The following is a 14,990-nucleotide window of genomic DNA, read 5'->3' as shown; positions in this document are numbered from 1 at the left end:
CCGTCACCGGGCCCCGAAGAAGCGCTGGATGCTCGCCGCCACGTGCTCGATCTGCCACTCCTCGAGCTCGGGGTGCATCGGCAGGGAGAGCACCCGCCGGCACAGTTCCTCGGTACGCGGCAGCTGCCAGTGCTCCAGGCCGAGGCCTTTCTGGTGGTGCAGCGGGATCGGCCAGGAGATCAGTGTCTCCACCCCGTCGGCGCGCAGATGTTCGACGAGCTTGTCGCGTTCCAGGGTGGTGACCGGGTAGTTCTGGAACACGTCGTAGCGGCGTTCGTCGGCGTCGGGTCCGGTCGGGATCCGCAGGCCGGGCACCGGCGCGAGCAGCGCGTCGTAGCGGCGGGCCAGTTCCCGGCGGCGTTCGATCCACCGGGGCAGCTGGGCCAGCCGCCAGTCGAGGATCGCCGCCTGCAGGTTGTCCAGCCGGCAGTTGTATCCCCAGCCGTCGAGTTCGGCCTTGGCGACCCGGCCGTGGTCGCGCAGCTTGAGCAGCCGGTCGGCCAGGCTCGGGTCGTCGGTGAGGACCGCGCCCGCGTCGCCGAGCGCGCCGAGCAGCTTCGCCGGGTAGAACGAGTAGGTGCTGGCCAGCCCGAACGTGCCGGACCGGCGGCCGCCGAAGGTGGCGCCGAGCGCCTGGGCGGCGTCCTCGACGACCACCGCGCCGACCGAGTCGGCGATCCGCAGCACCTCGTCCATGTCCACGGTCCGGCCGTTGAGGTGCACCGGGATGATCACCCGAGTGCGTTCGGTGACCTTCTCGGCGAGCTGCGCGGTGTCCATCAGGTGATCCGGGCCGATGTCGACGAGCACCGGGGTCGCACCGCGCAGTACGAACGGGGAGATCGTCGCGACGAAGGTGTGCGCGACCGTCACCACCTCGTCGCCGGGGCCGATGTCCAGGGCGTGCGCGAGCAGCCGCAGACCGTCGGTGCAGTTGCTGACCCCGACGGCCCGGGCCGAGCCGTTGAAGGCGGCCAGATGCTCCTCGAAGTCGTGCAGCTGGTGGCGCAGCATGAGGTCACCGCGGGCGATGGTGTCCTCGATGATCGGGAGCAGTTCGTCGCGCTGGCGGCGCCACTGCTCGGGGTAGTCAACGAACCTGACTCGCCAGTCCACGCATGGCCTCCCATCGCTCACGGATTCGACGGCTGATCGACGCGGTGTCCAGGCCGTGGTGGGCCCGGAGGAATTCCTGGTCACCGACGACGGACGTGGGGGTGGGCGGCAGGGCGATCCGCAGCAGCGGGACCCCGGCGGCGGATTCGGCGAGGACCTCGGCGACGGCGCTGCCCAGGCCGCCGATGATGGAGTGCTCCTCGACGGTGACGATCAGCCGGTAGCGGCCGGCGGCGTCGTGGATGGCGGCGGTGTCGAAGGGCGACAGCCAGGGGAACGACCGCACATCCGCCGATAAATCGGACAATGTGTCGGCGGCGGCGCAGACGTTACCGAGAATTCCACCTGTGCTACAAATCAGGATATTTCCGCCGGATCCGAGCAGCGCCGAACCACCGCGGGTCAACTCCAGCGACGTGCTGTGGACCGTACCCTCGCCGGTCTTGCCCAGACGCAGATAGGCCGGGCCGCCCGCCGCGAGCAGGTCGGACAGGACCGCGCCGACCTCGACCGGATCGCCCGGCGCGGCCACCGCCATCCCCGGCATCGCCCGCATGATCGCCAGGTCCTCGGTGGCGTGGTGCGACATGCCGAGCGCGCCGTACGCGAGCCCACCGCCGACCGCGACCACCGTCACGTCGGCACCGTGGTAGCAGACGTCGTTGCGGATCTGCTCCAGGCAGCGCAGCGTCGGGAAGTTCGCGATCGAGTAGGTGAAGACCCGCGCCCCGCCCAGCGCGATCCCGGCCGCCAGACCGGTCATGTTCTGCTCGGCCACCCCGGCGTTGACGAACTGTCCGGGCCGGGCCTCGGCGAACGCGTCCACCGCGCCGTACCCCAGATCGGCGGTGATCAGGACGATGTCCTCGTCGAGCAGGGCGGCGGCGAGCAGGCCGGAGAAGAAACGGTTCCTCATCGCGCGCCCACCTCGGCCAGTGCCCGCTCCAGCTCGTCGGTCGACGGCGGCCGGTAGTGCCAGAGCACCTGGTTCTCCATGAACGAGACACCCTTGCCCTTGGTGGTCCGGGCCAGCACCACCCGTGGACGGCCGTGGGTGGCGTCGCGGGGAACCCGCAGCACCCGGTCCAGGACGGTGTGGTCGTGCCCGTCGACCTCGACGGCATCCCAGCCGAAGGCCCGCCACTTGTCCGCGAACGGCTGCAGCCGCAGCGTCTCCTCGGTGGTGCCCAGCGACTGCATGCCGTTCCAGTCGACCACCGCGATCAGGTTGACCAGGCCGTGATGACCGGCGAAGTGTGCGGCCTCCCAGACGCTGCCCTCGTCGCACTCACCGTCGCCGAGCAGCACGTAGGTGTGCCACGGCCGGTGCCGCTGCCGGGCCCGCCAGGCCAGGCCGGCGCCGACCGACAGGCCGTGACCCAGCGAACCGGTGGACACCTCCACACCGGGGATGCCGACGTGACTGACGTGCCCGGACAGGTGCGAGCCGTTCTGGTAGTGCTGCCGCAGCAGGTCGGTGGCGAAGAAACCGCGTTCGGCGAGCACCGCGTACAGGGCGGCGCCGGCGTGCCCCTTACTCATGATCATGCGATCCCGGTCCGGCCAGTCCGGGCGGTCCGGGTCGACCCGCAGCACGCTGGTGTAGAGCACCGCCAGCAGGTCGGTGCAGGACAGCGCCGACCCGACGTGGGAACTGCGCCCGTTGCTGGTCATCCGCAACACGTGCGCGCGGACCGCCCGCGCCACCGTCTCCGCCGCGTTCATGACAACACCGCCCATCCGATGTACGGGTCGAAGTCGAAGCGCCGCAGCTCGAGGCGGTTCAACCCGACCTCGTCGAGCACCGCGGCCGTCTCCCCGGGCCAGAGCGGGTTGTCCAGCTCGTCGAAGGCGATGACCGCCCCCCGGGGCATCCTCGGCAGGAGGTGGCGCAGCGCGACCTTCGTCGGCTCGTACAGGTCCAGGTCGAGGAAGAGCAGACTGATCACCAGGTGCGGGTTCTCCGCCACGAACGCCGGGATCGTCGCGGTCACGTCCCCGCGGATCAGCCGGGCCTTCGGCAGGTGCCCGAGGAACCGGTCGGTGTCGTAGATCTCCAGCAGCCGGCACAACTCGTCGTAACTGTTCGCCGACAGGTCACCGGCCCGTGCCCCGGTCGCCTCCGGCCGGTCCTTCCCGGACACCTGCGGGAAGCCGCCGAACGAGTCGAACCCGTAGATCCGCCGGGTCAGGTTGGTCGGCTCCAGAGCCGCGCTGAGCTGCGCGAACGTCATGAAACTCGCGCCCCGGAACACGCCGCACTCGACGATCGAACCCTTCACCGGAAGACAGAGCTTGAACAGCTCGTACAGGGCGGCGAACCGGGTCACCTGGGCGCGGCGGGCGTACCGGGCCATCGACGCCAGCCGGGTCGGCAGGTCGTCCGGGCTGGCCGCGAAGACGTCGGCGAGCGCGGCGGGCACCCCGCGTTCGGCCTCGGTCTGCAGCGTTCCGGGCGCCTCGGTCGGACGGGTCACGCGGCCACCTCCTGCGGCATCCACCAGCGTTTCTTCAGATCCGGGTGCCGCGGCGGCGGGGGTGCCGCGGTGTACTCGTCGAAGAACGGCGACGCGTCGGCGCGCGGCACCATGTTGAGCACACAGCCGAGCAGCGAGGCGTTCACCGCGTTCAGCGCCCGGACCGCGGCGGTGACCTGCGCGGCGGTGGTCCGGCGGGACCGGACCACGAGCAGGGTCGCGTCGGCGCGGGCGGCGACGACCTCACCGTCGGTCACCGGCAGCAGCGGCGGGCAGTCGAAGATCACCACGTCGTAGCGGCGGCGGGCCTCCTCGACCACCTCGGTCATCCGCGGCGAACTGAGCAACTCGCTGGGATTGCGCGGTGGCGGGCCCCCGGCCAGCAGGAACAGCCCGGCACCCCACGGCTGGACCGCCTGCTCCAGGCTGATCGTGCCGGCCAGCACACTGCTCAGACCGTCGGCGGCGGCATCCCGGCCGAGGAACGCGGCCAGGCGCGGGCGCCGCAACTCGGTGTCGACCACCAGCACCCGCTGGCCGGCCTCGGTGAACAGCAGCGCCAGGCTGCAGGCGGTCGCCGACCGGCCCTCGCCGGGGACCGCGCTGGTCACGGCCAGGGTCTTCAGGGACCGTTCGGCGGCGGCGCTCTGCAGCAGGGTCCGCACCTGGCGCAGCGCCTCGGTCCGGGGCGAGACGTTGTCCGAGACGAACGGTCCGCCCCGCGGTGCGCGGGCGTCCACCGGAACGCGGGCCAGCACCGGCACGCACGCCAGCGACTGCAGCGACTCGGCGGTGCGGACCGAATGGTCGGCGACCTCGCGGACCACCGACGAACCGGCGCCGACGATCAGCCCGGCCATCACCGCCAGCGCGTAGTTGTTGAGCTGCCGCGGACTGACCGGATCCGGATCCAGCTCCGGGCCGTCGACGACCTCGACGCGGACCGCCGGCCGATCGCCCTCGTTCGGGCGTTCCAGCTTGGCGACGGTGGCGGTGAACCGGTCCCGCAGCAGGCCGACGATGAGCATCGCGTGCTCCCGGGACGGATCCTCCACGCTGACCTCCAGCAGGACCGTGTCGGCGACCGGCTCCGCGGTGATCCGGTCCCGCAGGTCCTCGGTGCTCAGGCCCACCTCGGGACGGGCCGCGAGCGGGGCGGCGATCTCGTCGCTGACCAGCAGGGCGGCGTACGTGCTCAGCCGGTTGGCGGAGAACATGCTGCCCGGGTACAGGTCGGAGGCGGCGTCGGTCGGGGTGCTGAAGAAGAACGTGACGCGGGCGGCGTACACCGGCGTGGTCCGGATGTTCACCACGAACGCCGCGCCGAGTGCGAGCAGCACCGAACTCACCACCAGCCGCCAGTGTCGCTGGGCGACACGGAGGTAGTCGCGCAGGCCCACCCCGTCACCCTAGGTTCACTCGTCGTGACGACGGGCCGGTATCAGGAAAGACCGCTTTCGGCTGATTCTCCACCATTGATCAGGAAAAATCGCGGCATGATCAGGTTTGGGGTGGACGCGGCGGCCTGGGCCGTCGGGATCCTCGCCGCCGTCCTGACCCGGTACGGCCCCGCCCTGCAAACCCGCGAACTGACCGGCGCCCTGATCGCGGTGATCCTCGCCGTCGCGCTGCAGGCCGCGATCGGGCAGGCGCGACAGCTCTACCGCGGCCGGCACCGCTATGCCAGCTTCGAGGAGGTACGCGCGACCGCCGGCACCGTGGCCACCACCGGCGTCACCCTGCTCGTGGTGGACCTGATGCTCGCCCGGCGGCCCGTCCCGGCCGCCGTCCCGCTGGTCGGCGCCGCCGTCGCCCTGGTCATCATGCTCGGCGCCCGTGGTGTCACCCGGGTCCGCCGGCAACGCTCGTCGCGGCCGCGGACCGCCGACCCGGTGCTGCTGTTCGGGGCGGGCGACGCCGCCACCCTGCTGGTGCGCTCGATGCTGCACGACCGGACCGGACGCTACCTGCCGGTCGGGCTGATCGACGACGACCCCGGCAAACGGCGCCTGCGCGTCCACGGGGTGCCGGTCCTCGGCGGCCGCGATGACATCGCCGGTGCTTTGACGCGTACCGGAGCAGGGATCTTGATCTTCGCGGTGGCCAACGCCGAAGCGGAACTGGTCCGCGACATCCGCGACCGCACGGTGACCGCCGGGGCGGTCTTCAAGGTCGTGCCGTCCGTCCCGGAACTGATGGACCACGCGCTCGCCGTCGACGACGTCCGCGACGTGCAGGTCACCGACCTCCTGGGCCGGCACCAGATCGACACCGACCTGGACGCCATCGCCGGGTACCTGACCGGCATGCGGGTGCTGGTCACCGGCGCCGGCGGCTCGATCGGCTCGGAACTGTGCCGGCAGATCCACCACTTCCGGCCGGCGGAACTGATGATGCTGGACCGCGACGAGACCGCGCTGCTGGCCGTACAGCTGAGTCTCGATCCGGCCGCCAAGCTGGACGATCCGGCGGTGATCCTCGCCGACCTGCGCGACGCGCGGCGGATCCGGGAGATCTTCCGGACGCGGCGCCCGCAGGTGGTCTTCCACGCCGCGGCCCTGAAACATCTCGCCCTGCTGCAGCGGCACCCGGGCGAGGCGGCCAAGACCAATGTCGCGGGTACGCTCGCGGTCCTCGACGCGGCCGTCGACGTGGAACGGTTCGTGAACATCTCCACCGACAAGGCCGCCGACCCGAGCAGTGTCCTCGGCTACTCGAAGCGGATCACCGAACGGTTGACGGCGTGGACCGCGCGTTCACGGTCCGGCACGTTCCTGAGCGTGCGGTTCGGCAACGTGCTGGGCAGCCGGGGGTCGGTGTTCACCACCTTCAGTGCGCAGATCGCGGCCGGCGGGCCGATCACCGTGACCCACCCTGATGTGACCCGGTATTTCATGACAACTCAGGAAGCGGTGCATCTGGTGATCCAGGCGGCCGCCCTCGGCCGCGACGGTGAGGCCCTGGTCCTGGAGATGGGCGCGCCGGTGCGGATCGCCGAGGTCGCCCAGCAGATGGCGTCGCTTGCCCCGCACCCGGTGGAGATCCGCTACACGGGCCTGCGCGAGGGCGAGAAGCTGGCCGAAACCCTGTTCGGGGAGGGCGAACACGACGACCGCCCGCTGCACCCGCTGATCTCCCACGTCGCGGTGCCGCCGCTGGACCCGGCGGCGCTGGACTCCCTGGACCCGCAGGCCCCACCTGACGACGTCGCGGCGGTTCTGGAAGCACTCTGCACCCATCCCGCCGAGTCGTCCTCCATCCGCGGATCAGAAGGCTAGGAGACTTCTACTCCCACCCCGGCAAGAGCTACCCCTGGAGAAAATACTTGCCGCAGCGGAAAGGAGACGGTAGCTTTCTCCTCAGGCAAGTACTTTCACTTACGGGGACGAGGAGGACGGATCGTGTCTGCGACACCTACGCCCGAAGAAGCCCGCCAGACGCTGGAGGGATACGACCAGCAGCGTAAGGACAGTGCGACCGCAAGCGGCTACTCCACCGGATACTGGATCGGTGCCGGCGTCGTCGTCGCCGCCTTCGGTGTCTTCACCGACTTCTATCCCACCTGGGCCGGCGCCGGGAGCACCTGGTTCAGCCTGGTCCTGCTGGCCGTCGTGGTCCTGGCGAGCACCCGTTGGGGCAGCGCCCTCGTCGGCCGCCGCGTGCAGGTCCGGCGGCCGCCGACCGGGCGGCGCTGGCTGCTCGCGCTCCTCGGGGCGGCGCTGGGACTGGTCGCCATGCTCGCCCTGGCCGGCCTGGACCTGCCGCACAGCTCCGCCGTCGTCGGCATCGTCTTCGGCCTGCTGCTGGCCGTCGGTGGCCCGTGGTGGCAGCGCCGCACTCTGGCCCGCGAGGCAACCCGGCTGTGACCGACGAGGATCCGGCCGCCGCCCGCGGCCCGCGGTTGGAGCCTCTACTGCTCGACCCCACCCGGCTGTCCATCATGGCGACCCTGGCCGCAGCCGAGTGGGCGGAGTTCGGCTTCGTCCGCGACACGGCCGGCCTCAGCGACTCGACCCTGTCGAAACGGATCGCCCAGCTCGGCGACGCCGGATTCGTCGAGGTCCGCAAGGGCTACGTCGGCAAGCGCCCGCGCACCTGGCTCAACCTCTCCAAGGCCGGGCGCGCGGCGCTGCGCTCCCACATCGCGATGCTGCAAAAAATCGCCGAACAGACCGCCTGACGCGAACCGGCATCCCACCCCGCCCGGTCCTGATGTCGATACCACTCGTACGGCGGCGGGTCGCACTGCATGCAGCCGAACAGCCAGTCACCGACCGTCTCACCCAACGACGCGGCGTCCTCGTTCGCCATCTACACCGACGATTTCGCCTGCTGAGTCGCATTGTCGACGGGAGTCGCCGGTTGCCCGGCGACTCCCGTCCGCTCATTGTGGTCCCGACCGTACCGCTGATCGGGATCGAACCCGCTGATCTCCCACGTCGCGGTGCCGCCGCTGGACCCGGCGGCGCTGGGCTCCTTGGACCCGCAGGACCCACCCGACGACCTGGCGGCCGCCCCGGAATCCCTCTGCACCCACCCTGCCGAGTCGTCTTCCGTCCACGGCTCAGCGGTCCCGGTGCCGGCGCAACCAGGGCCAGATGGCGGCTCAGTGTCTGTCTCTCAACCTGTTTCCGCAGGTAGCGCGAAATCGAACCGGCTCAGCTGTGTCTCTGCCGTTCGTATCGCCGTCACGGTGACGCTGACTCGAACGCTGCTCCGCGGAGGGAGGGAGACCTCAGCTTGATCCGGTGTGTGGCTCTGCCGGGCCCGACCGCGTTGTCGTATTCACGTCGACGTCCACAAGCGCAAGGGATACCGTCACGCGGTGATGCACGCCAGGCGGTTCAACTACGTCGGTCCGGCCGAGATCCGCGATGAGGCTGTGACTCTAGAGGCTTTCGCTGTCCGTTCTGCAACCCTGCTGGGTGACTGGCTCGCTGGACGCGGAAGCGCTGACCTCGAAGAGCCGCTTACGTTCGTAGTGACGCTTAATGGTGATCTCAAGCTCGCTCCGCGCCGCAGTGAACACGTTGCGCTCGCAGCCGGCCAAGACCTCCTTGCCGCAGGCGAGATGAGGTTCGGCCGGGATGCTTCCGGCTGGCGCGTACTCGAGGTAACCAACCAATCGACCGGTTATTGCCCGGATCCCGACTGCTGGCCCGCTGTACGGGAATCGCTCGATCGGCTCGGCATGGCGCACCCCGGTGACTTCACCGACAAGGTCGTCTTCCGCCGGTGTCCATCTTGCGGGGAGCGGAACATCGTGCGTGACGACGACTTCACCTGCGCTTTGTGTGACAGCGAGCTACCCGCCCGGTGGAACTTCCCACCGGCCTGACTCCGGTGCTGCTTTGCTTTGTCCGGATCTGCGTGTCTACGGATGCCGAGCTGATCAAGCAACGATGAGCTTGGGTATTGCGGCTCGTCGACCATTCGCGCGAGCGATGCGGCGGGTCATCAAGGTGATGTTTGCCCATGTGATGTGGGCTTCGGAGTGTTCGGGAAGGCGTTCGTAGTCGCGGGCGTTGCGGCGTGCGCGCATCAGCCAGGATAGGGACCGTTCCACGATCCAGCGCCGTGGTAGCACCCGGGTCAGCTCGATGCGCACGCAGGCCCGCTCGTAGGCGATCCAGTCGGCGGGGTCGGTCGACAGCTGGTAGCCGTCGCGGCGGGTCCAGGTCAGCGGGGTCAGGTTCTGCGCGGCCAGGACCTCGCGCAGGAATCGGAGCCCGGACTGGACCTGGTAGGCGCTGAGCTCGGTCGCGGTGACCAGCTGCCGGGTGGTCAGCCCGGCTGGGCGGGCCTCCATCAGCGCGACCCGGACCAGGTCACCGGAGACGTTCGCGGGCACCCGTCCCATGGCCGGGCTACTCACCGGCCAGGAGGCGGGCCAGGCCCTCCTCCTGGGTGACCTGGCCGGTGGCGACCGCACCCTCGATCCAGTCCGCGGCCGCCCGTACCCGGGCCAGGTTGCGCTGCACCGTCGCCTTCTCGTCCTCGGTGTAGTTCTGCCCCCGCAGCCCCGGAACGATCCGGCCGGCCGAGGCGACGAACTGCGCGCACGCCCCGACCAGGTCGAGGAACTCGCTGGTGTGCTCGATGTGCTGCAGCGCGGGGGTGCGCTGCCGGACCAGCTCGCCACCCTGGCGGGCCTGATCAGCCTGAGCACGGTTGACCGAGTGCCGGGCCGTGGTGTCGGTCATCGCCCGCGCGGCGACTTCCGATCTGCGAGCCGAGTACAGCTACGACAAGGCCGTCGGCGGTATCGGCCTGCCGACCACCGTGACCCGGTACACCGACGGGCAGCCCTACACCCAGACGATCACCGGCTACACCAGCGACTACCAGCCGACGACGACCACCATGACGCTCCCCAAGCCGATCACCGATCGCTGGGGCCTGAAGAGCACCTACACCTACGCCTACAGCTACACCGACACCGGCCTACCGGATTCGGTCACCCTGCCCGGCATCGGTGCCTTCCCGAGCGAGAAGGTGATCGCCCGCTACAACAGCGAGGGACTGCCCCTCACCGTCTCCGGCCAGAACTGGTACGGCGCCGAGACCGTCTACTCGGTCTACGGACAGCTGCGCCGCTCCACCCTGGGAGCCCAGCCCTACCGCGTGTGGGCACTGAACAACTTCGACGACGCCAGCGGCGCCCTGCTCGACCAGCAGGTCTACCGGGAGAACACCGGCGACAAGAAACTCGTCGGCGGGGTGCTCGCCTCGAACCGCTCCTACGCGTACGACAACGCCGGCAACGTCACCACGATCCGCGAGAAGTCGGTCGGCATCGAGGAACGGCAGTGCTTCACGTACGACCCGATCGGCCAGCTGACCAAGGCCTGGACGGCGAAGGACCAGGAATCCTGCTCGGCCGGCCCGGTCGGCGCCGACGGCACTGTCAACGTCGCCGCCGGTAAGGACAACGCCGGATACTGGCAGGAGTACGAGTACGACCTGCTCGGCAACCGCACCAAACTCGTCGACAAGGACCTCACCGGCGCCACCGCCAAGGACGCCACCAGCACGTACACGTACGGAAAGGCCGACGGCAGCCAGCCCGGCACCCTCACCAAGGTCACCAAGAACTACACGACCCCGACGGGCGCGCAGGTCACCGCCGAAGCGGAGCGCCTCTACACGCTCACCGGCAGCACCGCGCAGGTGGCGTCACTGCAGAACGGCGACACCCAGAGCCTGGCCTGGACCTACGACGGCCAGATCGAACGCATCGCCGGAGCCGGCAGCAACGGCAAGACCTCCTACGTGGGCCTGAACAACGCCTGCCTCGACGTCGCCGACGGTGCCGCCGTGGCCGGCACGAAGATCCAGCTGTGGGGCTGCAACAACGGCCCCGCCCAGAAATGGACCTTCACCCCGGCCGCCGAGGGCTGGGACCGCAACCTCGGCGCGCTCACCCAGCACAACGGCACCTGGTGCGCCCAGCCGGCCGGCTCCACTCTCCAGCTCCAGAAGTGCGACGGCTCGCCGGCCCAGCAGTTCCGCCGCGACACCACCGGCGCGCTTGTCCACCCGGCCTCGAACCTGTGCCTCACGGCTACCGCCGACGCGGCGGCCATCACCCTCACCGCGTGCACCGGCGCGGCCGGTCAGCTGTGGACGCCGCAGGACGAAACCACCTACATCTACGGCGCCGACGGCTCCCGCCTGCTCAGCATCCAGGGCAAACAGGCCACACTCAACCTCGGCGAGGCCCAGCTGACCGTCCAGGAGGGCGGCCGGCCGGTCAACACCCAGCGCTCGTACGCGGTGCCGGGCGGCTCGATCCTGCGGGTCGCCACCGGCGGCGGCTCGGCCCGTCTGGTCGCCATCACCGGCGACCACCAGGGCAGCCCGTACGCCGAGGTCAACCTCAGCGACGGCATGGCCGTACGCATTCGTAAGCAGGACCCGTTCGGCAACGAGCGGGGCACCGCCCACCTGCAGCAGAACATGGCCACCAACACCGGTTTCCTCGGCGCCATGCGCGACGATTCCTCCGGCTACACGCCGCTGGGTGCCCGCATGTACGACCCAGTGGTCGGCCGGTTCCTGTCCGCGGACCCGGTGGTCGACCTGGCGGACCCGGTGCAGCAGAACGGGTACGCCTACGCCCACAACAACCCGGTCACCCACTCCGACCCGTCCGGCCTGTCCATCACCCTGACGGCCTCGGAGATCGGCGCGGCTCTCATTGGTGCCGGTTTGACGGCGGCGCAGGTGGCCGAGGCCCAGAACAATGCCAACCGGTCGCTGACCTCGGTCATCCTCTCCGCGGCCTGGGGCATGCTCTCCGAGATCATCGGCCTCAACGACGCCATCGGCTGCTTCGGCGGCGACCTGTGGGCCTGCGGCAGCCTGCTGATGAGCGCCATCCCGGTGGCCAAAATCCTGAAAACCCGACAGATCATCGCGGCGATCAAGGCGACGATGGCGGCCATCGATGCCTGGAAGACCGCGAAGAAGGTAGCCGAGCAGGTCCTGGCGGTCGCGCGGGCGGCGCAGGCAGCGGCGCTGCAAGCCAAGAAGTTGGCGATCGAGCGAGCGAAGAAGGCCGCCCAGCTGGCCAAGAAGAAGGCCGACGAGGCCATCAAGACGACCAGCACCAAGGCCGTCAACGTGGCGAAGAAGGTCGGCAACGCCGTTCAACGCCAGGCCAAGAGCAAAGCCAACCCGGCTGCTTCCGGCGGGAAGAAGGGCGGACCGTCCGGCGGCAAGGACCGGAGTAGCGGCGGTTCAAGCGCTGCGAAGGACAGTTGTGAGAGCAACAGCTTTGTCCCCGGTACCAGAGTGCTTATGGCCGATGGCACCACCAAGCCGATCGAAGAGGTGAAGACCGGAGATCGGGTCCTTGCCACGGATCCAGAGTCCGGCGAGACCACCGTCGAGACGGTGACCGCCGAGATCAAGGGCGAAGGTCTCAAGCGCCTGGTCAAGGTCACAATCGACATCGACGGAGAACAGGGTTCTGAAACCGCCCAGGTCATCGCGACAGGCGGTCACCCGTTCTGGGTCCCGGAGCTCAGTGAGTGGGTCGACGCCACCGATCTACAGGCTGGCCAGTGGCTGCAGACCGGTAACGGCACCTACGTCCAGATCACCGCAGTCAAGCGCTGGACAGCCACCCAAGCCATCGTCCACAACCTAACCGTCACTAACATCCACACGTACTATGTGCATGCTGGCAATGCCGCCGTTCTTGTGCATAACTGTGCCAGCGGTGAGTTCATCGAGACCTATGAAGGTGGGGGTGGCGTTTTGGCTACGCTGAAGAACGGCACTCTCACGATGGCGATCGAGAAGGGTGCGGGAACCCCTCCGGGTGGCCAGATGTTCGAGGCGGTCATGAATCACTTCGGCCCTGAGAACGTCAATGCTTTCGAGGCTAAGTGGGTCACCTCGATGCCTTCCAATCTCAACGCATTCAACAAGAACTTGAGAGCTGGAATGTCTCACGAGGATGCGGCAAGAGGTACCTTTACCGGGCATATGCTTTCAAAATATGGACTGACCGAGGTTTCTGTGGACAGGAGTCGGCTCGCCGGTGATCCTGGTAGCTACACCAATGCGGAGCCGGTCTTCAGGCGACCTGGAAGCTGATTTTATGACGAAGTATTCAGGCGAGCTGAGCGATTTTGTAATCGGAGGCGCGACCCTCCTGGAGGTTCTTGATTTTTTGCTCGCTCGAGAGTCTCCGGGTGCGCTCACGCCGTTTGGATTTTTGCGGATATTCCAGGAGGAGCTCGGCATCCCTTTTGTCGAGACGAGAGAGGTTCTGGAGTACTTCGATCCTCGGATGAGGCCGATTGCCGACCATGCTCTAATCAATGACCGGGGTGCGTTGATACTGCGACGATACTACCCGTAATGCGGACCTGGGTGTCCGCAGTAAATGCATCGGCCGGTATCACTGAATCAGTTTTTTGCGAAGAATTTGATCGAGGGTTGATCCTGGAGTCAAATTTCATCGTGATGATGCAGGTCGTGGCCGGGGCGGGGCGCCGGGATCGACATAGGACGAGGCTCCCGGTAAGACAGCAGTCGACCAAGATCCGATGCCTCAATCGGGAGCCTCGCTGTGCTGTCTTACCCTGCCGCGATTCCGTTGTCCACTTGTAGCCTGAACCGTCTTGCCGGCCTCATCCGTGCCCGCCGTGACCAGCGCAGGTCCCGGTCCCGGCGCCTCGACCCCCAGGGCGATTGCGTTGTCTGACGACGAGGCCGTGAGCTGGGGATTTACGAGGAGAGTGGCCTCTGTGGAGGCGAAGGCGGCGGGTGAGATCACATCGGTGAAGATAGAGTTCTCTACGCTTCACAACCCCGAGGACCTCACTCGCCGATGGCATCATCTCTCATCACTGCATTGACCGTTACGGCACCCCACGCCGCCACCACATCAACTATGGTCACCGAGGGTGACTGCATTATTCTGCTGGACGTGCTGGCGAAGATCCCCGGCCCGCGGGGACCGACGCGGGATCCGTTACCCGCTGTCAGCGGTACTCGGCGTCGCGGTCTGCGCGGTCATGACTGGGGCATCGTCGTTCGCAGCGATCACCGACTGGCTTCATGACCTCGATGAACACGCCCGCACCGGTTCGGGTTCGGTGACGTCGTCCCCGCCGGGACCACGATGTGGCGATCACTGATCCGTCTCGACCCAGCCCTGCTGTCCACCGTTCTCGCCGGATGGCTGCACACCCGTATCCGCCCGCCGGGCCCACCACTGGCGGCGGGTCTACTATGCGGCGACGTGTGCCGGTGTCTGTCCGTGTTGCCATCGAACGGGTCCTTGGTCGTCCGCCGACGCGGTTCCAGGCGACGAAAGTCCAGGTCAACGGCATGTCACCGCAGGTCACTCTGCGTGCTGGCCGTGAAATATTTCACACGTACTATGTGCTCGCTGGCAACGAGCCGGTCCTTGTTCACAATTGCGGTGTCGGCAATGTTGTTGACGAGCTTCCGGAACGCGGTGAAGGTTATCCCACGGTCGGGTAGATCGCGAATATTGATGATTCGGGTGATGTAACCCGAGTTGGCAATCCTTTCAAGGGCGGAAATTCGGCCTCTTCGGAATCGATCAACAATTTTCTTATGGAGTTGCCGGACATTGAAAATCCGTCGAGTGGCTTCTATCCGTAAAGCACGCATGTGGAGACCAAGCTTGCCTGGCGTATGCGGCAGACTGGCATGAAGTCTGTTGATATCGTGATCAATCGCCTTCGTGACTCTTGCAAAGGGCCGTTGGCTTGCATGGAAGCGGTTAGGTCGTGTGTTGTTGATCTTTGGTTAGGTCGCGGAGCCAGATTTTGATGGTGGCGACGTCGACGGTGGCCAGGTACATGAACGCCCGCTTGTCGTAACGGGTCGCGACGGCCCGGAACTGTTTGA

General features: G+C 68.0%; 12 protein-coding genes and 3 pseudogenes. 8 read left to right on the top strand and 7 right to left on the bottom strand.

Annotated features, from left to right (window positions below):
- Nucleotides 1-3: 3 nt before the first annotated feature.
- From QSK32_RS44275 to QSK32_RS44255, 5 genes are read right to left on the bottom strand one after another with little or no spacing between them, the layout of a single operon-like run.
- Nucleotides 4-1,116, bottom strand: a complete 1,113-nt coding sequence (locus QSK32_RS44275) for a DegT/DnrJ/EryC1/StrS family aminotransferase (protein ID WP_045747714.1) — start codon at nucleotides 1,114-1,116, stop codon at nucleotides 4-6.
- A complete protein-coding gene (locus tag QSK32_RS44270) occupies nucleotides 1,091-2,032 on the bottom strand; it encodes a transketolase family protein (protein WP_285475421.1) in 942 nt (313 codons plus the stop codon). Before QSK32_RS44270 ends, QSK32_RS44275 begins: the two co-directional genes overlap by 26 nt.
- Nucleotides 2,029-2,841 carry a transketolase gene (locus tag QSK32_RS44265; RefSeq protein WP_045747716.1) on the bottom strand — a complete coding sequence of 271 codons (813 nt, stop codon included), beginning with the start codon at nucleotides 2,839-2,841 and terminating at the stop codon, nucleotides 2,029-2,031. Before QSK32_RS44265 ends, QSK32_RS44270 begins: the two co-directional genes overlap by 4 nt.
- On the bottom strand, nucleotides 2,838-3,593 hold the full coding sequence (locus tag QSK32_RS44260) for a TylF/MycF/NovP-related O-methyltransferase (protein ID WP_063775607.1): 756 nt from the start codon (nucleotides 3,591-3,593) through the stop codon (nucleotides 2,838-2,840). Before QSK32_RS44260 ends, QSK32_RS44265 begins: the two co-directional genes overlap by 4 nt.
- Nucleotides 3,590-4,993, bottom strand: coding sequence for a tyrosine-protein kinase domain-containing protein (locus QSK32_RS44255; protein WP_045747717.1), 1,404 nt, complete (start codon nucleotides 4,991-4,993; stop codon nucleotides 3,590-3,592). Before QSK32_RS44255 ends, QSK32_RS44260 begins: the two co-directional genes overlap by 4 nt.
- A gap of 96 nt (nucleotides 4,994-5,089) precedes the next feature.
- On the opposite strand from QSK32_RS44255, the gene QSK32_RS44250 reads away from it, so the two are divergent.
- The 4 genes from QSK32_RS44250 (at nucleotide 5,090) to QSK32_RS44235 (ending at nucleotide 8,931) form a co-directional block, all read left to right on the top strand.
- Nucleotides 5,090-6,871, top strand: a complete 1,782-nt coding sequence (locus QSK32_RS44250) for a polysaccharide biosynthesis protein (protein ID WP_285475420.1) — start codon at nucleotides 5,090-5,092, stop codon at nucleotides 6,869-6,871.
- A 123-nt stretch (nucleotides 6,872-6,994) separates the two neighbouring features.
- Nucleotides 6,995-7,459 carry a hypothetical protein gene (locus QSK32_RS44245; RefSeq protein WP_285475419.1) on the top strand — a complete coding sequence of 155 codons (465 nt, stop codon included), beginning with the start codon at nucleotides 6,995-6,997 and terminating at the stop codon, nucleotides 7,457-7,459.
- Nucleotides 7,456-7,773: a transcriptional regulator gene (locus QSK32_RS44240; protein WP_245674325.1), complete on the top strand. Its 318-nt coding sequence runs from the start codon at nucleotides 7,456-7,458 to the stop codon at nucleotides 7,771-7,773. The genes QSK32_RS44245 and QSK32_RS44240 overlap by 4 nt, the downstream gene beginning before the upstream one ends.
- A gap of 648 nt (nucleotides 7,774-8,421) precedes the next feature.
- Entirely contained in the window at nucleotides 8,422-8,931 is a 510-nt protein-coding gene (locus tag QSK32_RS44235) for a hypothetical protein (protein ID WP_083449672.1), read from the top strand.
- Between the two features lie 104 nt (nucleotides 8,932-9,035).
- Here the strand turns inward: QSK32_RS44235 and QSK32_RS44230 are convergent.
- Both QSK32_RS44230 and QSK32_RS44225 read right to left on the bottom strand, forming a co-directional pair.
- Nucleotides 9,036-9,180 (bottom strand): annotated as a pseudogene (locus tag QSK32_RS44230) (IS5-like element IS4811 family transposase); the annotation flags it as partial.
- Between the two features lie 280 nt (nucleotides 9,181-9,460).
- Nucleotides 9,461-9,796, bottom strand: a complete 336-nt coding sequence (locus QSK32_RS44225) for a DUF6192 family protein (protein WP_052721279.1) — start codon at nucleotides 9,794-9,796, stop codon at nucleotides 9,461-9,463.
- A 10-nt stretch (nucleotides 9,797-9,806) separates the two neighbouring features.
- Here QSK32_RS44225 and QSK32_RS44220 point away from each other — a divergent pair.
- The 4 genes and pseudogenes from QSK32_RS44220 to QSK32_RS45650 all read left to right on the top strand — a co-directional run.
- Nucleotides 9,807-12,821, top strand: a pseudogene (locus QSK32_RS44220) (ricin-type beta-trefoil lectin domain protein); the annotation flags it as partial.
- An 856-nt stretch (nucleotides 12,822-13,677) separates the two neighbouring features.
- Nucleotides 13,678-13,791 (top strand): annotated as a pseudogene (locus tag QSK32_RS44215) (IS5/IS1182 family transposase); the annotation flags it as partial.
- Nucleotides 13,792-14,125: 334 nt separating this feature from the next.
- The gene (locus QSK32_RS44210; protein ID WP_245674373.1) at nucleotides 14,126-14,248 is read left to right on the top strand and encodes a hypothetical protein; all 123 of its coding nucleotides are present in this window, start codon (nucleotides 14,126-14,128) and stop codon (nucleotides 14,246-14,248) included.
- Between the two features lie 502 nt (nucleotides 14,249-14,750).
- Entirely contained in the window at nucleotides 14,751-14,912 is a 162-nt protein-coding gene (locus QSK32_RS45650) for a hypothetical protein (RefSeq protein ID WP_157411619.1), read from the top strand.
- Nucleotides 14,913-14,990 lie beyond the last annotated feature (78 nt).

The sequence above is a fragment of the Actinoplanes sp. NBRC 101535 genome (assembly GCF_030269225.1).
Lineage (GTDB): Bacteria > Actinomycetota > Actinomycetes > Mycobacteriales > Micromonosporaceae > Actinoplanes > Actinoplanes rectilineatus.
This window is presented reverse-complemented; position numbering and strand designations above follow the sequence as displayed.